Origin of the sequence: Microbacterium sp. LCT-H2 (assembly GCF_001866135.1) — a bacterium.
Lineage (GTDB): Bacteria > Actinomycetota > Actinomycetes > Actinomycetales > Microbacteriaceae > Microbacterium.
The window spans coordinates 277,501-297,556 of sequence record NZ_MODW01000001.1 but is presented as its reverse complement, the minus strand read 5'-3'; the positions used below and the strand labels follow the sequence as shown (position 1 = coordinate 297,556).

25 protein-coding genes are annotated in these 20,056 nt (G+C 69.8%); 17 read left to right on the top strand and 8 right to left on the bottom strand.

Going from position 1 to position 20,056, the window contains the following annotated elements; all coding sequences use genetic code 11:
- Positions 1–201: 201 nt before the first annotated feature.
- From BK819_RS01405 to BK819_RS01370, 9 genes are all read left to right on the top strand, one after another.
- Positions 202–1,005, top strand: a complete 804-nt coding sequence (locus tag BK819_RS01405; protein ID WP_071327583.1) for a cyclase family protein — start codon at positions 202–204, stop codon at positions 1,003–1,005.
- A gap of 75 nt (positions 1,006–1,080) precedes the next feature.
- Positions 1,081–1,272 carry a helix-turn-helix domain-containing protein gene (locus BK819_RS01400; RefSeq protein ID WP_025104463.1) on the top strand — a complete coding sequence of 64 codons (192 nt, stop codon included), beginning with the start codon at positions 1,081–1,083 and terminating at the stop codon, positions 1,270–1,272.
- Between the two features lie 114 nt (positions 1,273–1,386).
- Complete coding sequence (locus BK819_RS16250) at positions 1,387–1,485, top strand: 30S ribosomal protein bS22 (RefSeq protein WP_003792170.1); 99 nt, start codon at positions 1,387–1,389, stop codon at positions 1,483–1,485.
- A 79-nt stretch (positions 1,486–1,564) separates the two neighbouring features.
- The gene (locus BK819_RS01395) at positions 1,565–1,867 is read left to right on the top strand and encodes a rhodanese-like domain-containing protein (RefSeq protein ID WP_025104462.1); all 303 of its coding nucleotides are present in this window, start codon (positions 1,565–1,567) and stop codon (positions 1,865–1,867) included.
- The gene (locus BK819_RS01390; protein WP_071327582.1) at positions 1,864–2,160 is read left to right on the top strand and encodes a glutaredoxin family protein; all 297 of its coding nucleotides are present in this window, start codon (positions 1,864–1,866) and stop codon (positions 2,158–2,160) included. Before BK819_RS01395 ends, BK819_RS01390 begins: the two co-directional genes overlap by 4 nt.
- Positions 2,157–2,459, top strand: coding sequence for a Dabb family protein (locus BK819_RS01385; protein ID WP_071327581.1), 303 nt, complete (start codon positions 2,157–2,159; stop codon positions 2,457–2,459). Before BK819_RS01390 ends, BK819_RS01385 begins: the two co-directional genes overlap by 4 nt.
- A gap of 142 nt (positions 2,460–2,601) precedes the next feature.
- Positions 2,602–3,414, top strand: coding sequence for a basic amino acid ABC transporter substrate-binding protein (locus tag BK819_RS01380; protein ID WP_071327580.1), 813 nt, complete (start codon positions 2,602–2,604; stop codon positions 3,412–3,414).
- A 34-nt stretch (positions 3,415–3,448) separates the two neighbouring features.
- On the top strand, positions 3,449–4,246 hold the full coding sequence (locus BK819_RS01375) for an amino acid ABC transporter permease (protein ID WP_060921705.1): 798 nt from the start codon (positions 3,449–3,451) through the stop codon (positions 4,244–4,246).
- Positions 4,243–4,998, top strand: coding sequence for an amino acid ABC transporter ATP-binding protein (locus tag BK819_RS01370; protein ID WP_060921706.1), 756 nt, complete (start codon positions 4,243–4,245; stop codon positions 4,996–4,998). The genes BK819_RS01375 and BK819_RS01370 overlap by 4 nt, the downstream gene beginning before the upstream one ends.
- Positions 4,999–5,095: 97 nt before the next feature.
- Here the strand turns inward: BK819_RS01370 and BK819_RS01365 are convergent, their stop codons facing one another.
- The 5 genes from BK819_RS01365 to BK819_RS01345 all read right to left on the bottom strand — a co-directional run bounded on the left by BK819_RS01365 (position 5,096) and on the right by BK819_RS01345 (position 9,696).
- Positions 5,096–6,187 carry an ABC transporter ATP-binding protein gene (locus BK819_RS01365; RefSeq protein WP_071327579.1) on the bottom strand — a complete coding sequence of 364 codons (1,092 nt, stop codon included), beginning with the start codon at positions 6,185–6,187 and terminating at the stop codon, positions 5,096–5,098.
- Positions 6,184–6,975 carry an ABC transporter permease gene (locus tag BK819_RS01360; RefSeq protein WP_071327578.1) on the bottom strand — a complete coding sequence of 264 codons (792 nt, stop codon included), beginning with the start codon at positions 6,973–6,975 and terminating at the stop codon, positions 6,184–6,186. The genes BK819_RS01365 and BK819_RS01360 overlap by 4 nt, the downstream gene beginning before the upstream one ends.
- Positions 6,972–7,910 carry an ABC transporter permease subunit gene (locus tag BK819_RS01355; RefSeq protein ID WP_083391607.1) on the bottom strand — a complete coding sequence of 313 codons (939 nt, stop codon included), beginning with the start codon at positions 7,908–7,910 and terminating at the stop codon, positions 6,972–6,974. Before BK819_RS01355 ends, BK819_RS01360 begins: the two co-directional genes overlap by 4 nt.
- Positions 7,907–9,046: an ABC transporter substrate-binding protein gene (locus BK819_RS01350; protein ID WP_071327576.1), complete on the bottom strand. Its 1,140-nt coding sequence runs from the start codon at positions 9,044–9,046 to the stop codon at positions 7,907–7,909. Before BK819_RS01350 ends, BK819_RS01355 begins: the two co-directional genes overlap by 4 nt.
- Positions 9,047–9,180: 134 nt before the next feature.
- The gene (locus BK819_RS01345; protein ID WP_071328052.1) at positions 9,181–9,696 is read right to left on the bottom strand and encodes a GNAT family N-acetyltransferase; all 516 of its coding nucleotides are present in this window, start codon (positions 9,694–9,696) and stop codon (positions 9,181–9,183) included.
- Between the two features lie 105 nt (positions 9,697–9,801).
- Here BK819_RS01345 and BK819_RS01340 point away from each other — a divergent pair, with 105 nt between their 5' ends.
- On the top strand, positions 9,802–10,575 hold the full coding sequence (locus BK819_RS01340) for a TSUP family transporter (RefSeq protein WP_060921721.1): 774 nt from the start codon (positions 9,802–9,804) through the stop codon (positions 10,573–10,575).
- Between the two features lie 103 nt (positions 10,576–10,678).
- On the opposite strand, the gene aspS is transcribed toward BK819_RS01340, so the two are convergent.
- On the bottom strand, positions 10,679–12,457 hold the full coding sequence (gene aspS, locus BK819_RS01335; RefSeq protein WP_071327575.1) for an aspartate--tRNA ligase: 1,779 nt from the start codon (positions 12,455–12,457) through the stop codon (positions 10,679–10,681).
- A gap of 133 nt (positions 12,458–12,590) precedes the next feature.
- On the opposite strand from aspS, the gene BK819_RS01330 reads away from it, so the two are divergent.
- The gene (locus tag BK819_RS01330; RefSeq protein ID WP_025104449.1) at positions 12,591–12,980 is read left to right on the top strand and encodes a DUF5684 domain-containing protein; all 390 of its coding nucleotides are present in this window, start codon (positions 12,591–12,593) and stop codon (positions 12,978–12,980) included.
- A gap of 1 nt (position 12,981) precedes the next feature.
- On the top strand, positions 12,982–13,623 hold the full coding sequence (locus BK819_RS01325) for a histidine phosphatase family protein (RefSeq protein WP_071327574.1): 642 nt from the start codon (positions 12,982–12,984) through the stop codon (positions 13,621–13,623).
- A 66-nt stretch (positions 13,624–13,689) separates the two neighbouring features.
- Here the strand turns inward: BK819_RS01325 and BK819_RS01320 are convergent, their stop codons facing one another.
- A complete protein-coding gene (locus BK819_RS01320) occupies positions 13,690–14,583 on the bottom strand; it encodes an NAD(P)/FAD-dependent oxidoreductase (RefSeq protein WP_071327573.1) in 894 nt (297 codons plus the stop codon).
- A 55-nt stretch (positions 14,584–14,638) separates the two neighbouring features.
- On the opposite strand from BK819_RS01320, the gene BK819_RS01315 reads away from it, so the two are divergent.
- The 5 genes from BK819_RS01315 to ccsB are packed head-to-tail and all read left to right on the top strand — an operon-like array spanning position 14,639 to position 19,321.
- Entirely contained in the window at positions 14,639–15,043 is a 405-nt protein-coding gene (locus tag BK819_RS01315; protein WP_060921714.1) for a MerR family transcriptional regulator, read from the top strand.
- Positions 15,044–15,098: 55 nt separating this feature from the next.
- A complete protein-coding gene (locus tag BK819_RS01310; protein ID WP_082749996.1) occupies positions 15,099–15,749 on the top strand; it encodes a TlpA disulfide reductase family protein in 651 nt (216 codons plus the stop codon).
- 16 nt (positions 15,750–15,765) lie between these two features.
- Entirely contained in the window at positions 15,766–16,530 is a 765-nt protein-coding gene (locus tag BK819_RS01305) for a cytochrome c biogenesis CcdA family protein (RefSeq protein WP_071327572.1), read from the top strand.
- A 16-nt stretch (positions 16,531–16,546) separates the two neighbouring features.
- On the top strand, positions 16,547–18,328 hold the full coding sequence (locus tag BK819_RS01300; protein WP_071327571.1) for a cytochrome c biogenesis protein ResB: 1,782 nt from the start codon (positions 16,547–16,549) through the stop codon (positions 18,326–18,328).
- 9 nt (positions 18,329–18,337) lie between these two features.
- Positions 18,338–19,321: a c-type cytochrome biogenesis protein CcsB gene (gene ccsB / locus BK819_RS01295; RefSeq protein WP_071327570.1), complete on the top strand. Its 984-nt coding sequence runs from the start codon at positions 18,338–18,340 to the stop codon at positions 19,319–19,321.
- 106 nt (positions 19,322–19,427) lie between these two features.
- On the opposite strand, the gene BK819_RS01290 is transcribed toward ccsB, so the two are convergent.
- Positions 19,428–20,018, bottom strand: a complete 591-nt coding sequence (locus BK819_RS01290; protein ID WP_256209340.1) for a 2'-5' RNA ligase family protein — start codon at positions 20,016–20,018, stop codon at positions 19,428–19,430.
- Between the last annotated feature and the right edge of the window lie 38 nt (positions 20,019–20,056).

The window sequence follows — 20,056 nt, the reverse complement described above, 5'->3', positions numbered from 1 at the left end:
GGGGATGCCGTCGGGGGCGGTGTGCGGACCCCAGATCCGCGCAGACTCGGCAGGTGCCGGCACGGGTCCTGCACCGACACTGGCAGGGCTGTCTGAGCGATCGGGCAATGCGGGCTATGCGCGGGCTGGACGCCGGTGTGCCGGTTCGAGCAGGGCGGGCGCGCACATCGCGGTGTCGGCTGTCTCCGGCAGGATGAGCGCATGACGGACGAGTACCGCGCGCATTTCGACTTCGCGATCACCTTCGCCAACGGCGGCGGACTGCAGGGGCAGGGGTTCCGGCTCGACCTGCCGCGGAAGGACGTGACCGCTGCCGAGGTCTCCGGTCTGCTCGTGTCGCACCTCGGTCTGGCACTCGTGGGCGAGGTCGAGCTCCGCGACCTGCAGATCGTCGCCGAGCCGCACCGCGGCAGCCGTGGCGTCGCGGCTCCGGCTCGTGGAGACCGCACCGAACGGGTCGTGGACCTGAGCCACCCGATCGCGGAGGGCATGGTCACCTATCCCGGGCTGCCGGCGCCGACCATCACCCCGCACCTCACCCGCGCGGCGCTCGACCTCGACACCCTCGTGGACCTGCCCGCCGAGGTCTTCCACCTCCGCGACGCCCGGACGTCCGAACGCCGCGGTATCAAGGCGCCGACGCTCGCCGACCGCGAGCTCCGCGGCAGCGCGGTGCTCCTGGATACCGGCTGGAGCCGGCTGTTCGGCACGCCCGCCTACGGCACCGGCTCGCCCTTTCTCGCGGAGGACGCCGCGCGCTTCCTCGTGGACGCGGGGGTGAGTCTGGTCGGCATCGACGCGCTCAACATCGACGACACGGAGAGCGGCGGGGAGCGGCCGGCGCACAGCATCCTCCTCGCGGCGGGCGTGCACGTCGTCGAGCACCTCACCGCTCTGGATCGCCTCCCCGCGCGCGGGGCGCGGTTCACCGCGGCCCCTCCGGCGATCCGCGGGTTCGGCACGTTCCCGGTCCGGGCGTTCGCGACCGTGCCTACATCCCACTGATCACAACAGCCACGCGGGTTTACACGCGTCCCAGCGACCCCATAGAGTGTGCTCATCGAGAAAGGGGTACGTGGGATGCCCGAGGTTCCAGACGTCCGATTCCTGACGGTGGCCGAAGTCGCCGAGCTCATGCGCGTGTCCAAGATGACCGTGTACCGGCTCGTGCACGCCGGTGACCTCCCCGCCATCCGATTCGGACGGAGCTACCGCGTGCCGGAATCCGCCGTCGCGGAGGCTCTGCAGCGGCCCATCGCCGACGCCGGCTGACGGAGGGCGCGGGGCACCCTCCTGAGTTTGCTAGGATGATCCGAGGCATTTTTCGTGCTCGTACCCGGGTGTCCGATTCCGGCGACACCCAGCCCCTGACTTAGTGAGGTTTCCGTGGGTTCTGTCATCAAGAAGCGCCGCAAGCGCATGGCGAAGAAGAAGCACCGCAAGCTGCTTCGCAAGACTCGCCACCAGCGCCGCAACAAGAAGTAAGCGGCCAGACACCGAGCGCCTGTCTTCGGACGGGCGCTTTGTGTCTCTGCGCGCCGTTCCGCACCGCCGAGAGGATGTCATGAAGTCGATCACCGTCGCCGAACTCGCCGAGCGCTCCGGCACGCCCCTCATCGATGTACGGGAGGTGCACGAGTTCCAGGCCGGCCACGTCCCCGGCGCCGTGAACATCCCGATGTCCGAGATCGGCAACCGCCTGGACGAGCTTCCCGCCGAGTCGTTCGACGTGATCTGCCAGGCCGGCGGCCGCTCGGCCCGTGTGGTCGAGGCGCTTGAGGCCCGCGGCTACGACGCCACCAACGTCGAGGGCGGCACCGGCGAGTGGATCGCCCAGGGACGCGAGGTGGAGGTCCCGTCGTCGTGACGACGCTGACCCTCATCGGCAAGCCCGACTGCCATCTGTGCGCCGTGGCCTCCGAGGTCGTCGACGCGGTCGTCGCCGAACTGCCGGACGCCGCCGCGGAGCGCATCCAGATCGTCGAGGCGTCCATCCAGGACGACCCCGCCCTGTACGAGCGGTGGTGGGAGAAGATCCCCGTCGTCCTCATCGACGGACGACTGCATGCGCACTGGCGCGTGTCCCCCGACCGGCTGCGCGAAGCGCTGGAGGAAGCCGTCGGCGCGGAGGCCCGTGCCGACCAGAAGGAGCTGCGATGACCATCCGCCATGTCGTGACCTGGAAGCTCGCCGCGGAGGACGCGGAGGAGCGGCAGGCCCAGGCGGCCGAGGTCGCCCGCCGCCTCAACGCCCTCGACGGGGTCGTGCCGCAGCTGCGCAGCATCTGGGCCGGTGCGAACGACGTCTACCCCGACGCGAACTGGGACGTGACCCTGGTCGCGGACTTCGACTCCGTCGCGGACCTGGAGCAGTACCAGGTGCACCCCGCGCACGAGGAGGTCGCCGCATACATCCGCTCGGTCGTCTCCGGCCGTGTGGCGGTCGACGCCGAGCTCTGAGCGTCGAGCCGTGGCCCCCGGCACCGAAACACAAACGTAATGCGGCGCGAGGGGATGTCATTGGTCACGCGACGAGCCGCATGTTTAGATGAACTCCTACCCGTCCGTGGGCTCACCCGCCCCCCGACTCCCAGGAGCCGACATGTCCCGTCGTAACCTCTTCGCCGGCCTCGCGATCGCGGCCACCGCCACCCTCGCGCTCGCCGGATGCGCCACCGGCTCTTCCGACGCGGGCAGTGGCGGCGAGTCCGCTGCCGGTGACGACTACGGACTCATCGAGGCGGGCAAGCTCACTGTCTGCTCCGACATCCCCTACCCGCCGTTCGAGTTCGAGGGTGACAACGGTGAGTACACCGGCTTCGACATCGACCTCCTCGGTGCGATCGCCGAGCAGCTCGACCTCGAGCTCTCCGTGCAGGATGTGGGCTTCGATGCGCTGCAGTCCGGCACGACTCTCGCCGCCGGCCAGTGCGACATCGGTGCCTCGGCCATGACGATCACCGACGAGCGCAAGGCCAACATCGACTTCTCGGACCCGTACTACGATTCGCTACAGTCGCTGCTCGTGCGCACCGACTCGGGCATCGAGTCCATCGACGACCTCAATGGCAAGAACGTCGGCGTGCAGCAGGGCACGACCGGCGAGGCCTACGCCACGGAGAACGCGAAGGGCGCGCAGCTCGTGCAGTACCCGTCGGACGGCGAACTGTGGCCCGCGATGCAGGCCGGGCAGATCGACGCCATCCTGCAGGATCAGCCCGTAAACCTCGAGCACGAGAAGGCTGACTCCGCCTACAAGATCGTCGAGACCTACGAGACCGACGAGTCCTACGGCTTCGCGTTCGCCAAGGGGGAGAAGGACGAACTCCGCGAGGCCGTGAACGAGGCTCTGCAGGAGCTCCGGGACAACGGCGAGTACGACACCATCTACAACGAGTACTTCACGGCCAACTGAGTCGAGAGCTGAGTCGGTCGGGAGGACCTTGACAATGGCGTTGAGGCGCACCACGAAACAGAAGCTGTACCGGTACTCGATCTACGCGGTGCTGCTCGCGATCGTCGTCTGGGCGATCGTCAGCACCGACTGGGCGCGGATCGCGCAGCTTTACTTCAACCCCGAGGTCGCGGCGAAGATGCTTCCGGGCATCATCACCACGGCGCTCGTCAACACCCTGTGGTTCACGGCGGTGGCGTTCGCAGGCGGCTTGCTGCTCGGCATCCTGCTGGCGCTGATGAAGCTCTCGGTGATCGCGCCGTTCCGGTGGATCGCGACGGCGTGGATCGAGCTGTTCCGCGGTCTGCCCGCGATCCTCACGATCTTCGCGATCGCGTTCATCCTGCCGATCGGCCTCGGTGTGCCGGCGACCCGCCTCGGCGGGCCGGTCGTCCTGGGCCTGATCGGTCTGATCCTCGTGGCCTCCGCCTATATGGCAGAGACCATTCGGGCCGGAATCCAGGCAGTGCCGAAGGGACAGACCGAAGCGGCGCGTTCGCTCGGCATGTCGCCCATGAAGACGACCTTCTGGATCGTGGTCCCGCAGGGCTTCCGGATCATCATCCCGCCGCTGACGAACGAGTTCGTGCTGCTGCTGAAGGACACGTCGCTGCTGTTCGTCGCGGGCTCCTTCATCTGGTCGAAGGAGCTCACGAACTTCGCCCGCGACGCAGCGACGCAGAACGCCAACGGAACGCCGCTGATCATGGCGGCGATCCTCTACCTGATCGTGACGATCCCGCTCACGCGTCTCAGCGCGTGGCTGGAGCGTCGGATGGCGAGGACACGATGAGCACCGACCTGATCGACGTACAGGCCCCGGCGATCGCGATCCAGGACCTGCACAAGAGCTTCGGCGACAACGAGGTGCTCAAGGGCATCGATCTGACGGTTCTGGCGGGCGAGGTCGTCTGCGTGATCGGCCCGTCCGGTTCCGGGAAGTCGACGCTGCTCCGCTCGGTGAACCTGTTGGAGGAGCCCACGGGCGGCAAGGTGCTCATCGAGGGCATCGACATCACCGATCCCGACATCGACATCGACCGCGTGCGCACCCGTATCGGGATGGTGTTCCAGAGCTTCAACCTCTTCCCGCACCTCAGCGTGCTCGGCAACCTCACGATCGCGCAGCAGCGGGTGAAGAAGCGCTCGAAGGCCGAGGCGGAGAAGGTCGCCCGCGCCATGCTCGAGCGCGTCGGCCTCGCGGAGAAGGCCGACGCGTACCCCGGGCACCTCTCGGGTGGGCAGCAGCAGCGGGTGGCCATCGCCCGGGCGCTGTGCATGAACCCCGACATGATGCTGTTCGACGAGCCCACATCGGCCCTCGACCCCGAGCTCGTCGGCGAGGTGCTGCAGGTCATGCGGTCGCTGGCCGACGAGGGCATGACGATGCTCGTCGTCACGCATGAGATGGGCTTCGCGCGCGAGGTCGGTTCGCGGCTGATCTTCATGGACGGCGGACACATCGTCGAGGAGGGCGACCCCCGCGAGGTGCTGGCGAATCCGCAGCACCAGCGCACGAAGGACTTCCTCTCCCGCGTCCTGTAGTTCTCGCCTCGGGTGTCGCAGAGACCCCGGGCATTCGCCGAGACCCCCGGCTGCAGACGTCTGCAGCCGGGGGTCTCGACGTGAACCCGGGGTCTCGTCAGCCGCGGGGGCGCGCGACCACCGGGACAGGGGTCACCGCGATGCGGACGCGGTCACCGAACGACGGGTGCAGGGCGGGATCGTGTTGCACGCGGACGAGCTCGCCCGACTCCGTGCGCACGAGGGTCCGCCGCATGCTGCCGAGGAACGTGCTCTCCTCCACGAGGGCATCGGTGGCGGCGTCCTCCGCGGTGGTGAAGCGCACGTTCTCCGGACGGAGGTACACGTCGACGGGGCCGTCGGCGGGGGTCTGCAAGGGGAGACGTTGCCCCCACACGACGACGTGCTCGCCGTCCGCGACGCCGGAAACGACGCTGGAGAGGCCCACGAACGCGGCGACCTCGGCGGTCGCGGGAGTCGTGTACAGCTCTTCCGGGGAGCCGATCTGCTCGATGCGACCGGCGTTCATGACCGCGATCCGGTCCGACACCGCGAGGGCCTCCTCTTGGTCGTGCGTGACGAAGACGGTCGTGATGCCGAGCCGCAGCTGGATGCGCCGGATCTCGTCGCGGAGCTGCACGCGCACCTTGGCGTCGAGAGCCGACAGGGGTTCGTCGAGCAGAAGCACCCGGGGTTCCGTGACGAGGGCGCGAGCCAGGGCGACCCGCTGCTGCTGTCCGCCGGAGAGCTGATGCGGGAACCGGTCGGCAAGGTCGGCGAGGCCCACGAGGGCGAGCGCATCAAGGGCACGCCGCGCCGCCTCGGTCTTGCCGACACCTCGACGACGGAGCCCGAAGGCCGTGTTGTCGACGACGCGGAGGTGCGGGAAGAGCGAGTACGACTGGAACACCATCCCGATGTCGCGCCGGTTCGTCGGCACTCGCGAGACGTCCCCGCCGCCGAGGAGGACGGTTCCCTCGTCGGCGCCTTCCAGTCCCGCGAGCACACGGAGCAGCGTCGTCTTGCCGCAGCCGGAGGGACCGAGCAGCGAGACGAACTCCCCGGGGGCGATGTCGAGGTCCACGCCGTGCAGCACCCTCGTACCGCCGTAGCTCTTGACGATGCCGTGGAGCTCGACCCGCGTGCCGTCGCCGGCCTGGGCGAGCAGCAGGTTGTCCTTGGTGCGCGGGAGTGCGTGATCGAGGGTCATGAGCGGGCCTTTCGCGGACCGCGGGCGACGCGGCCGATGAGCAGGAGCAGGAGGAAGACGAACGACAGGGCGAGCAGTGTGAAGATCGCGGGCGCATACGGGTCCTGCTTCTGCACCACGACCATCGCCGTCTGGAAGACCTGCCGGTTGAGGAGGGACGCGATTGTGAACTCTCCGAGCACCACCGCGATGGAGATCAGCGAGGCGGCGAGCAGGCCCTGTCGGAGGTTCGGCGCGACAACGTGGAGCACGACCGTCGGCCAGCCCGCCCCGAGCGAGCGCGCCGCTTCGGACAGCGTGCGCAGATCGGCGGCATCGATCGAGGCCTGGATCGAGCGGAAGGCGAAGGGGAGGACGGTGACGCCGTAGGCGAAGGCGAGGGTCCAGGTGCCGGTGCCCACGGTCCGACCGATCTGCAGGTAGATCGGCGCGAGCCCCACCACGAGCACGATCGCGGGGATCGAGATCGGCAGGAGCGCGACGAACTCGAAGGCTGCCGTGAGCCGGGGGAAGCGGAGGTTCACGAGGATCATCGTGGGGGCCAGGAGGAACAGCACGATCGCCACGGTGACGACCGCGAGGACCAGCGAGTTCCCGAGACCCGTCCAGAGGGGCTTCAGGGCTGCCGACGCCGCGGGGTCGAAGAGGGCGGTCCAGTGCGCGAAGGAGAGCCCGTCCGTGCCGCGGAGCGTGAAGAGGAACGTCGACACGAGGGGCACCGCGAAGAACGCCCCGACGACGATGCCGATCACCGCACGGGTCGCGCGCGACGGGGCGAGGCCGTTCATGCCTGCCACCGCGCGGCACGTCGCTGGATGAGCGAGTACAGCGCCATCACGACCCCGACCACGATGATCATGCCGAGGGCGAGAGCGCCGGCGAGGTTCTCCCGGCCGAGCAGGGTCTCGCTCGTGAGCGCGGTACGGATCTGCAACGGGACGATCTGGGAGCCCTGACTCGCGAGCGCCGCGGCCGTGGCGTACGAGGAGAACGCGTTCGCGAAGAGCAGCAGCAGGCTGGCGAGGAACGACGGCGCCAGCACCGGGAGGCCGATCCGCAGCCAGAAGCTCGCCCTGCTGCCCCCGAGGGTGAGGTTCGCCTCGACCCACTGCGGCTTCAGGGCGGCGAGGGCGGGTAGGAAGGTGATGACCATGAGCGGCACCTGGAAGTAGATGTACGGAAGGATGAGGCCGGGCAGCTCATACAGCCACGTGCCCTCGGCGAAGATGTCGACGCCGAACGTGTCACGGAGGAAGACCGTGACCACACCCTGGATTCCGATCGTGGCGATGAAGGCGAAGGCGAGCATGACCCCGCCGAACTGCGCGAGGACCCCGGCGGCCGCGTCCACGGAGCGCCGCACGACGCCGTCCGGGTTCATGCCGAGGAGAGCGTAGGCGACGAGGGCGCCGACGAGGGCGCCGACCGCCGCGGTGAGCAGCGACAGCCCCGCCGAGTTCGCGAAGGTCGTGAGCACCACCGGGTCGCCGAGGGCGGCGACGTTCGTCCAGGTGAAAGCGCCGTCGCGGTCGAAGAACCCGGAGCCGATCGCGAGCACGGTCGGCACGGCGAGGAAGAGCAGCACGTAGGCGGCGAACGGTACGAGTCCCAGCCACGCCACGGACGGCGCCGACCGCCGGGCCCGCGTGTGCGACGCGGGTCCGGCGGCGGTGGCGGGGGCGGACGCCGCGGCATCCACCCCCGGTGCGACGACGGAGGTCACTGGACCGCCGCTGCCCACTTCTCGCCGAGCAGCGTGCCGGCGTTCTCGGACTGCTCCTCGGTCGGCACGACGGTCTCCTCCGGAGCGTCGGGGAGAGCGGCCGCGAGCTTCTCGTCGATCGTGCCGGCCTCGGTCATCGCCTCCATGCGCACCGGACGGGCGCCGCCCTTCAGCCACAGGTTCTGCACCTCGTCGCTGTAGAGGAACTCCTGCCACAGACGCGCGGCCGCCGGGTTCGGAGCGTCGACGTTGATGGCCTGGTTGTAGTAGCCCGCGTAGCCGGTGCCGTCGAAGACCACGACCTTCCAGTCCGGGTTGTCGGCCGTGTGCGCCGCGTTCAGGTAGTCCCAGTCGAAGACGACGGGGGTCTCGCCGCTGGCGACGGTCGCGGTCGTGACGTCGACCTTGAGGAGGTTCCCGGCCTTCTGCAGGTCGGCGAAGAAGTCGATGCCCGGCTGGAAGTCGTCCAGCGTGCCGTCCGACTGCACGGTCGCCAGGCCGACGGCGGCGAAAGCCGCTCCGGCCTGCGTCGGGTCGCCGTTGATGGCGACGGCGCCCTTGTAGTCGGCGGAGAGGAGGTCGGACAGCTCCGCCGGCGCCTCGAAGGCGGAGGAGTCGTAGCCGATCGACATGTAGCCGCCGTAGTCGCCGACGAAGAGGCCGGTGGGCTCCTTCAGCTCGTCGGGGATGTCGTCCCAGGTCTGGACCTTGTACGGGGCGAAGGCGTCGGTGTTCTGCAGGGCGACGGTCAGGCCGAGGTCGAAGACGTCGGGGGCGGTGTCGAGGCCCTTGTTCGTCTCGGCCGCCTGGATCTCCTCGGCGCTGGAGACGTCGGGCGAGGCCTCGTTGACGGTGATCTCGGGGTACTTCTCCGTGAACAGGTCGAGGATCTCGCCGTAGTTCGCCCAGTCGCGGGGGAGGGCGATGACGTTGAGCTGACCCTCCTCCTTCGCGGCCGCCTCCAGGTCGGCGAACGAGCCGAAGTCCTCGACGGAGGTCGCGCTCGCCGCGTCCACGGCGTCGTCACCGGCGGCCGGGGAGTCGGTCGCGGAGGCGCAGGAGGTCAGAGCGATGACGGCCGTGGTGGCCAGGGCGATGCCGGCGCCGATGCGTGCGCGGCGGATGGAGCGTGCCATGAGTGTCCTCTCGGTGTCCGGCGCTGTGCGCCGGTGTCGGGTTGCGAGAGGACACTACGAGGGGGAGGTAGCCGCAGGGAGCGGCTCCGGTGAACGGTCGGTGTCGCGCGGGTGGCGCGGGGATGCGCCGCGATTCAGCGCTGCGGGACGGTGTACTTGAAGCCGCGGTGCGAGCCCACGTAGCCGAGGCGCTCGTAGAAGCGGTGGGCGTCGGCGCGGGCGGCGTCGGAGGTGAGCTGCACCATGGCCGCACCGAGGGCGGGCGCCGCCGTGTCGCCGACCCAGCGCATGACCGCGGAGCCGATGCCCGAGGACCGCAGGTCGCTGCGGACCCGGACCGCCTCGACGAGCAGCCGCCGGGCGCCGCGGCGTGCCATCCCGGGGATCGAGGTGAGCTGGAGGGTGCCGACCACCGCGCCGTCGAGCTCGATCACGAGGAGGTCGTTCGACGGGTCGGCCAGGATCTCGCGGAGGCCGCGCTCGTACGCCGGGCGGTCCTCGTCGGAGGCCACATCGCCGCGGGCGGCGCTGATCGGGTCGTCGGCGAGCAGCGCGATGACGGCGTCGGCGTCGGCCTCGGTCGCCCGCCGCAGCACGGCGTCCCCGCTCCTCGATGCGAACGGATGCGGAAGCGGGAGAGCGGCGAGCATGAGCCCAGTCTGCCAGCGGTGGATGCGGGACGGCGCCCGCGGGTCTGGAATCATGGCGGAGTGGATATCGGCAGCCTCCTCGGTCTCGAGCAGCTCACCTGGGGGATGCTGATCCTCATCATCGTGGCGGCGTTCAGCGCCGGGTGGATCGACGCGGTCGTCGGCGGCGGAGGGCTGCTGCAGCTCCCGGCGCTGCTCCTCATCCCCGGCATCGCCCCGGTCCAGGCGCTCGCGACGAACAAGCTCGCCTCCGTGTTCGGGACCGCGACCAGCAGCATCACCTACTACCGCCGGGCCAAGCCCGACCTCCGCACAGCTCTGCCGATGGCGGTGATCGCGTTGATCGGCTCGTTCGGGGGTGCGGCGGTCGCCACGGTGCTGCCCCCGGCCGCCTTCAAGCCCATCATCGTGATCGCCCTGCTGGCGGTGGCCCTGTTCACGGCGCTCCGGCCGCAGCTCGGGGCGGCGACGCAGCTGCGCTTCCACGGGCACAAGCACCACATCATGGCCGGGCTCGCCGGGCTCGGCATCGGGTTCTACGACGGGATGATCGGTCCGGGGACGGGCACCTTCCTCGTGATCACTCTCGTCGCGCTGCTGGGCTACGACTTCCTGCAGGCGAGCGCGAAGGCGAAGATCGTCAATCTCGCGACGAACGCGGGGGCGCTGCTCCTCTTCATCCCGCACGGCTCGGTGCTGTGGCTGCTCGGGGGCATCCTCGCGGTCGCGAACGTCGGCGGCAGCTACCTGGGCTCGCGGATGGCCATCTCCCGCGGTACGACGTTCATCCGCGTGGTGTTCCTCGTCGTCGTGGTGGCTCTCATCGCGAAGCTCGGCGTCGACGTGTGGAACGAGAACCTCGCCCCCCTCTTCGCCTGATTCCCCCTTTCTTTCTTCGCCGAGACCCCGGGTACGCGACGAGACCCCGGGCTGCCAGCGGCAGCGTCCCGGGGTCTCGGCGGTAAGACGGGGTCTCGGCGGGTCAGGCCTCGTCCTCGGGGGTGAAGTCCACACCGGCCTCGGCGCGCTGCTCGGGGGTGATCGGCGCGGGAGCGGAGGTGAGGGGATCGAAGCCGTTCCCGGACTTCGGGAAGGCGATGACGTCGCGGATCGACTCGGTCTTCGTCAGGTGCTGGAGCACGCGGTCCATGCCGAGCGCGATGCCGCCGTGCGGGGGAGCGCCGAACTTGAACGCATCGAGGAGGAAGCCGAACTGCTCCTGCGCCACCTCGTCGCTGATGCCCATGACCTCGAAGACCCGCTTCTGGATGTCCTCGCGGTGGATGCGGATGGACCCGCCGCCGAGCTCCGAGCCGTTGCACACGATGTCGTACGCGTAGGCGAGGGCCGATCCGGGGTCGGTGTCGAACGTGTCCTCGAACTCGGGCTTCGGGCCCGTGAACGCGTGGTGCACCGCCGTCCAGGCACCCGCGCCCACCGCCACGTCTCCGGAGGCGACCGCGTCGGCGGCCGGCTCGAACATGGGAGCGTCGACGACCCAGGTGAAGGCGAACTCATCCGGGTTCAGGTAGCCGAGGCGACGGCCGATCTCGACCCGTGCGGCGCCGAGCAGCGCCCGGCTCTCCTTGGCGGCACCGGCGGCGAAGAACACGCAGTCGCCCGGCTCGGCGCCGACGAACTCCGCCAGGCCCGCCTGCTCGGCCTCGGACAGGTTCTTCGCGGCAGGCCCACCCAGGGTGCCGTCCTCGTTGAACAGCACGTAGGCGAGACCACGGGCGCCGCGCTGCTTGGCCCAGTCCTGCCAGGCGTCGAGCTGCTTGCGCGGCTGGCTCGCACCGCCGGGCATGCGCACCGCACCGACGTACTCGGCCTGGAACACGCGGAACGGGGTGTCCTTGAAGTACTCGGTCGCCTCGACGAGCTGGAGCCCGAAGCGGAGGTCGGGCTTGTCGGAGCCGTACTTCGCCATGGCGTCGGCGTACGTCATCCGCGGCAGCGGGGTCTGCACCTCGACGCCGATCGTCTTCCACATCGCCACGATGAGCGACTCCATGAGGGCGATCACGTCCTCCTGGTCGACGAAGCTCATCTCGATGTCGAGCTGCGTGAACTCGGGCTGACGGTCGGCGCGGAAGTCCTCGTCGCGGTAGCAGCGGGCGATCTGGAAGTACTTCTCCACGCCGCCGACCATGAGCAGCTGCTTGAAGAGCTGCGGCGACTGGGGCAGGGCGTACCAGCTGCCCGGGTGCAGGCGGGCGGGGACGACGAAGTCACGGGCGCCCTCCGGTGTGGAACGGGTGAGGGTCGGGGTCTCGACCTCGGTGAAGTCCTCGGCGTGCAGCACGTCGCGGATCGCCTTGTAGACGTCGGACCGCAGGCGCAGCGCGGAGGCGGCGGCCGGGCGGCGGAGGTCGAGGTAGCGGTACTTCAGGCGCGCCTCCTCGCCGACGGTCTCGGTGTCGGCCAGAGCGGTCGAGACCTGGAACGGCAGCGGGGCCGACTCGTTCAGCACCTCGACGTCGGCCGCGATGACCTCGATCTCGCCGGAGGGGAGGTTCGGGTTGGCGTTGCCCTCGGGGCGTCGCGACACCTCGCCGGTGACCTTGAGGACGAACTCGTTGCGCAGCGGGTGGGCGATCTCCTCGTCGCGGATGACGACCTGGGCGATGCCCGACGCGTCCCGCAGATCGATGAAAGCGACGCCTCCGTGGTCACGACGACGATCGACCCACCCGGTGAGGGTGACGGTCTGACCGATGTTCTCGGCGCGCAGGGAGCCTGCGGAGTGGGTGCGCAGCACGGAGGATTCCTCCTGATCCGGGGAAAAGATGAACCCGCCCAGTCTACGCGGGCGTCCCGGCCCTTCCCGGCCGGGTCACCAGCGCGGAGCAGCGGCACCTCAGTAGGATCGCCACGACGAAAGGCGGACCCCCATGCACCTCTCCATCTCGGACGGCAACGGCCTTCCCGACCTGTTCGGCGCGATCTTCTCGGGCACGACGGGACTCATCGCCCTCATCTTCTACATCCTCGTCGTGGTGGGACTGTGGAAGGTCTTCACGAAGGCGGGGTACCCCGGCATCCTCGCGATCATCCCGATCGTGAATGTCGTGTTCCTCGTGAAGATCGCCGGGATGTCGGGCTGGTTCGCCCTGCTCTACCTCGTGCCGATCGCGAACTTCATCCTCGGGGTCATCGTCGCGTTCAAGCTCGGCGCGCGCTTCGGCAAGGGCGGGGTGTTCTCCTTCTTCCTGCTGTTCCTTTTCCCCTACATCGGCTATCTGATCCTCGGGTTCGGCGACTCCCGCTACCGCGAGGTCTGACGTGGCGGCATCACTTCTGCACCTCGTTCGCCACGGTGAGGTGCACAACCCGTCCCGCGTGCTCTACGGACGGCTGCCCGACTATCACCTCAGCACTGCGGGGGAGGAGATGGCGCAGGCGGCGGCGGAGCACGTGGCGGGGCTCGGCGATCCGGTGACCGCCCTGTTCGCGTCGCCGCTGGAGCGTGCGCAGGAGTCGGCTGCCCCGTTCGCGGAGGTGTTCGACCTCGAACCCGAGACCGACATCCGTCTGATCGAGCCGACGAACGTGTTCGAGGGCACCCGGATGCGGCGGTCGCTGATGAACCCGATGAACTGGTGGCACCTGCGTCAGCCGTCGCTGCCGAGCTGGGGCGAGCCGTACGCGTCGATCGCGGAGCGCATGCTCGGGGTGATGGACGAGGCGTGGACGGCCGCGGCCGAGATCCCGACCGCGGGGGACATCGTGATGGTGTCGCATCAGGCGCCCATCTGGATCACGCACCTCCGCGTCGCCGGCCTTCCGCTGCAGCACGACCCGCGGACCCGCCGCTGCACCCTGTCGAGCGTGACCTCGTTCGCGCGCGTCGGCGACGTCTGGCGCGAGGTCTCGTACGCCGAGCCCGCCGCGACCGGCGGTGCTGTCGACGTCGGGGCCGTCTGACCCCCGTTCGAGTCGCCTGAATGGCCCCATCCGGCCGGGAGATGGGACCAATCGGGCGATTCGAAGTCAGAGGGACTGGAGCACCCCCACCGCGGCGAGCTGTCCCGCGGCGGCGGCGAGGAGGACCGAGGCCATCGGGCCGGGGAGGGTCGCGCGATGGGCGAGGTCGCCCGCCGCGAAGACCCCCGGAAGCGACGTCCTCCCGAACTCGTCGATCTCGATGGACCCCGACTCCAGGAGCTGCAGCCCGAGGTCCGCGGCGAACGACGCCCGGTGCCGCATCGTGCCGGAGGCCACGAACACACCCGCGACGTCGAGGTCGCCCTCCGCGCTGCGCACCCGCACCCCGTCTCCGTGCGCGGCGACAGCCTCGACCCGAGCGGAGGCCACCCGCACCCCGAGCTCCTCCAGCGCGACACGGTCCTCCGCGGCGAACGGCTCGCCCACCGGGACCACCGTGATCTCGCCGACGATACGGCCGAGCAACCCGATCAGATGGGCCGCCCGGGGAGCCGCCCCGAGGAGCGCGATCGGCTTCCCGGCGTGCTCGTGTCCGTCGCAGAACGGGCAGCTGAAGACCCGGACGCCCCAGAGCTCGGCGAGACCAGGCACCGGCGGGAGGTCGTCCGCGACGCCGGTCGCCAGGATCACCCGTCGGGCGTCGGCCGCCGACCCGTCGGCGAAGCTCACCGTGAAGCCCGTCCCCGCGTCGCCCGAGATCCGCTGCGCCGCGACGTCGCGCACCTCGACGTCCGCATAGGCCGCGAGCTCCGTGCGGGCCTGGGCGCGGAGGTCCGCCGGGGCCTTCCCATCGGCGAGGATCATGTTGTGCATGTGCCGCACGGTGCCGTTGCGGTACTCGCCGGAGTCCAGCAGGAGCACGGGCCGGTGCATCCGTCCGAGGGTCAGCGCCGCCTGGAGTCCGGCGGGGCCGGCACCGATCACGATCGCGTCGTACATGGGGGTTCCCTTCTCGCGTCTTGCGTTCGGCACCAGTCTGTGACTTCATGTCAACATGAAGTCAAGCGACCCGCACCCGTGGTCCGTCGGCGAGGTCGCCGCGCGGTTCGACCTGCCGACGAACGTGCTGCGGCACTGGGAGACCGTCGGACTGCTCCGGCCGCCCCGCGACCCGGCGGGCCGGCGTCGGTACGGCGAGGACGAGGTCGTGCGCATCGCCGTCATCCAGCGCAGCAAGGCCGCCGGGATGAGCCTCGACCAGATCGCCGTGCTCCTCGACGACGGCAGCGCCGGGCGGCATCAGGTGCTGCAGCAACATCTCGACGACCTCGACCGCCGGATGGAGGAGATGCGGCGATCGCGGGAGATGACCGAGCACGCCATGGGGTGCCGGGCGCACGACATCGCGACCTGTCCGCGGTTCCGCGCCGGGGTGGACGACGTGCTCGCGCGCTTCTGACTCCCCCCGGGGGTACCCGGCCGATGCATAGGAAGCTCTGCGTAAACTCGGAGACGTGTCCCGCGCTTCCAGGATTCACCCGATCCGCAACGGCCGCCCCTCCCGTCTTCGGCCCCTCGGCCGCCTGGGCGGAGCCGCGCTCGCTGCGGTGCTCGCCGTCGGTCTGAGCGCCTGCGCTCCCGACGCCGTGAGCGAGTCGTTCCTGAACGGCGAGAACACCGGCTATGTCGCGGCCGACGGCGCGATCGTCGAGATCCCCGTCGCCGAACGCGGCGAGCCGGTCGAGTTCGCCGGGGTCACCGAGCACGGCGAGGACTTCGACAGCGCCGACATCGCCGGGAAGGTCGCGGTCGTGAACTTCTGGTACGCCGGCTGCGCCCCGTGCCGCGTCGAGGCCCCCGACCTGGAGGCCGTCTGGCAGGAGCACCAGGACGCGGACGTGCAGTTCATCGGTATCAACACGCGCGACCAGGCGGACACGGCTGTCGCGTTCGCCGACGAGTTCGGGATCACCTACCCGAGCCTCATCGACGTGGACACCGCCCAGGCCAAGCTCGCCTTCGCGAAGGTCGTGCCGATCTCGGCCACCCCCACCACGCTCGTGCTCGACAAGCAGGGCCGCGTCGCCGCGAAGATCATCGGTCCGATCGACGGCACCTCCGTGCTCTCCACGCTCGTCAAGGACGCGCTGGCGGAGGACTCCTGATGTCCGCGAGGTCGTCGTGAACCCCGACGCGATCATCGGATCCGGAGCCCTCTGGATCGCGGTCCCGGTGGCGATGCTCGCCGGACTCGTCTCGTTCCTCTCGCCGTGCGTGCTCCCGCTCGTTCCGGGGTACCTCGGCTTCCTCGGGGGAGCCGTCACGCCGCGGAACACCTCGACGACCGGCGGCACCACGCAGACGGCGACGCGCAGCCGCCTCGTCCTCGGTGTGCTGCTGTTCATCCTCGGCTTCACCGTGGTCTTCATCCTCTACACGGTGCTCGGCGGCACCGCCGGCGTGTTTCTGCTCCAGTGGGGCGACCTCATCACCCGCATCCTCGGCGTCGTCATCATCGCGATGGGCCTGGTCTTCCTCGGGCTCTTCGGGTTCGCGCAGAAGGAGCTCCGCTTCCACGTCGACTCGAAGGCCGGCATGGTCGGTGCCCCGCTCCTCGGCGTCGCGCTCGGCATCGGCTGGGCGCCCTGCATGGGCCCCACGCTTGCCGCCATCCTCGCCCTCTCCTTCAACGCCGGCGATCCCGTCCGCGCAGGCTTTCTCGGCCTCGCGTACTCCCTCGGCCTCGGCATCCCGTTCCTGCTCGTCGCCCTCGGCTTCGGCTGGGCGACCAAGGCCATCGGGTTCCTGCGCCGCCACATCCGGGTCGTGAACATCCTCGGCGGCGTGCTGCTGATCCTGCTCGGCGTGCTGATGGTCACCGGACTGTGGACCGACATCATGTCGCGGCTGACGGCGGTGATCGGCAGTGTCGTCCTCCCGCTCTGACCGCTCCGAGAAGACCATGACGAAGAACAAGGGTGCCGTGACCAACGACTCCAGCGATCCGCTCCGCCCGTCCGACCACGTCGACGGCGACGACACCATCACCCAGCCGCGCCTCGGCTTCGTCGGCTGGCTGCGGTGGGGGTGGCGTCAGCTCACCTCGATGCGCACGGCGCTCGTCCTGCTGCTGGTCCTGGCGATCGCGGCCATCCCCGGATCGATCTTCCCGCAGCGGATGGCCGACCCGAACGGCGTGACGCAGTGGGAGCGCGACAACCCCGACCTGTTCCCGGTGCTCGACGCGCTCAAGCTCTTCGACGTGTACCTGTCGCCCTGGTTCTCGGCGATCTACCTGCTGCTGTTCACCTCGCTCGTCGGCTGCGTCATCCCGCGCATCAAGCACCACGCCAAGGCGCTGCAGGCCCGCCCGCCGCGCACGCCCGCGCGGCTGCGGCGCCTGGAGGACTACCGCGCCGTCACCCGCGACACGGTCGCCGACTCCGGCACGCGGACGGGGGACGCCGACGCGGAGGCCGCCGCCTCGATCGACGTCGCCACGAAGCAGCTCAAGGCACTCGGCTACCGCGTGGAGCGCTATGACCGCGGCCGCACGTACTCGGTGTCGGCCGAGCGCGGCTACTGGCGGGAGACGGGCAACCTGCTCTTCCACCTCGCCCTCGTCGGCGTGCTCGTGACGATCGGCGTCGGCGGCGGCTTCGCGTACACGGGCCAGCGCGTGCTCGTCGAGGGGGAGACCTTCGCGAACACGCTGCTCGACTACGACTCCATGAACCGCGGGCGCTTCGTGGCCGACGACTCCTTCGCGCCGTACTCGATGCGGCTGGACTCCTTCGACGTCACGTATCAGCCGTTCGGTGAGCCCGGCTCCGGCCAGGCCGGGAACTTCTCCGCGAACATGACCATCCAGGAGAACGGCGAGGAGCGCGAGGGCGCCGTCAAGGTCAACGAGCCGCTGGGCGTGGCCGATGACGACGTGTTCCTGCTCGGCAACGGGTACGCCCCGACGGTCACCGTGCGCGACCCCGAGGGCAACGTGGTGTTCCACAACAGCACGCCGTTCCTCCCGCAGGACAACAACATGACCTCGCTCGGCGTGCTCAAGGTGCCGGACGGCCTGGCCGAGCAGGTGGGCCTCGTCGGCTTCTTCTACCCGACCACCGGCGTGCTCGACACGGGCGCCTTCTTCTCCGCCTACCCCGACCTCACCAACCCCACGCTCACGCTCGACGTGTACACGGGCGACCTCGGGATCAACGACGGCGTGCCGCGCTCGGTCTACGTGCTCGACACCTCCGACATGACCAAGCTCACCGGACGCAGCACCGACGTCGAGTCGATCGAGCTCTCACCCGGTGAGACCGCGCAGCTGCCGAACGGCCTCGGCTCGGTGACCTTCGACGACGAGTCGCCGGAGGGCGCCACCGACTCCTCCGAGTCCGTCAAGCGGTTCGCCTCCCTGCAGATCCACCGCGACGAGTCCGGGGTGTTCGTGCTCGGGTTCGCGCTGCTCGCCCTCGGCGGCCTCATGCTGGCCCTGTTCGTGCCGCGTCGGCGCGTGTGGGTGAAGGCCACCGCGGCGGACGGCGCGGTCGACCTCGAGTACGCGGCCCTGGCCCGAGGGGAAGACCCCACGCTCGCCCGCGCCGTGGACGACCTCCGCGCCGGTCACGCCCGGCTGCTCGACGCCGCGGGCGGCACGATCGCCCGCACCCCTGAAGACGCCGACGAGGATGCCGCGGACGCCGCCGCGGACCCTGCGGCCCCGGCACCCGGAAAGTAGACTGACACCATGCTCGAGCTCACCGTGATCTCGCCCGTCCTGCTCTGGACGGCGATCGCGATCTACGCGGCGGCCTTCGTGGCCTATGCCTTCGATCTCGCGCGTCGCTCGCAGGCGACCGCCGACGCCCACACCGTCCGTGAGGGCGAGCTCGTGGCCGCCGGTCGTTCCGGTGGTGGCGTCTCCGCGCCGCTCGATGCGACCGGAGCCCCGACGGCGGCGCCGCAGCGGTTCGTCATGGCCCGCATCGGCACCTCGCTCACGGTGCTCGGCTTCGTGTTCCACCTCGCGGCGACCCTCACCCGCGGTATCGCCGCGGGACGGGTGCCCTGGGCGAACCTGTACGAGTTCGCGATGGTGGGCACGCTCCTCATCATCGCCGTCTACCTCGTGGTGCTGACCCGCCTCGACCTGCGCTTCCTCGGCACCTTCATCACGGGCCTCGTGGTCGTGCTCCTGGGCCTCGGCGCGACGAACTTCTACGTCGAGGTCTCCCCGCTGATGGACCCGCTGAAGAGCGTCTGGCTCATCATCCACGTGTTCGTGGCCTCGCTCGCCACGGCGTTCTTCGCCCTCGCCTTCGCGCTCTCGGTGATCCAGCTCATGCAGGCCCGACGCGAGCGGCTGCTCGGCGAGGGGGCGGCGAAGACCGGCCCCGGGTTCCTGCGCACCTTCCCGCCGGCGGAGCGCCTGGAGAGCCTGGCATACCTGTTCACGATCATCGGCTTCATCCTCTGGACCTTCACCCTCATCGCCGGGTCCATCTGGGCGTACTACGCCTGGAGCCGCTTCTGGGGCTTCGACGTGAAGGAGACCTGGACCTTCGTGATCTGGGTGCTCTACGCCGGATACATCCACGCCAGGGCGACGCGTGGCTGGCGCGGCAACCCCTCGGCCTGGCTCTCGATCGTCGGCTTCACCGCGGTGATCTTCAACTTCACCATCGTCAACGTCTTCTTCAAGGGCCTGCACGCCTACTCCGGCCTGAGCTGATCCCACCGAGCACAGCTTCGGAGGTCGCGAGGGACACACCGACGGGCGGGGCTCGGTGTCGGTGAGTCGTCCGCCATCTCCGAAGTCGTGCCCGCCGGAGCTGGGCTCAGCTGCCGAGGGGGATGACCTCGGCGTGCTCGACGCCGCTCTCGTACCAGACGAACTCGGCCTCCGTGACGACCTCCGTCGGCGCGGGGAGGAGCGGACGGACCTCGGTGGCGGCGAGCTGCTGCCAGGTCTCGGGATCGAGCGTCGTGCCGTAGAGCACCGAGAGGTGGAAGGTCCAGTCCTCGACGGAGAGCTCGTCGAGGCGGCGGAGGTCCGTCGGCCGGAGCACCTCCGTCAGCGAGGCGTACGCGTGCACGAGCGCGGGCGTGCGGGCGAGGCGCAGGATCACGATCTGCCACGGCGCGGGGAAGACGTCCACGGCGTCGGCGGTGAGCTCGAGAGGACTCTGTTCCGTGGCCCAGGCGCGGATCACGGCTCGCAGCTCCTCCCGACGCTCCGGCTCGAAGAAGCCTCGAAGCGTCACGTGCTCCGTGTGCGGATGCCGGAGCGGCGTGTCCAGACGACCGAGCGCGGCCTCCTGGATGGCCCGGTATTCCACGGCGACGGCCCCGGTCGGCCGGAGGACGAGATACTGCTGCCCGTCGAGACTCGCGAGTTGGTCCGGAGTGTCCATGAACGGTCGGCGCATGGCACGAGGGTACGGGGTGTCGCCGTCGCGTCCGTGCA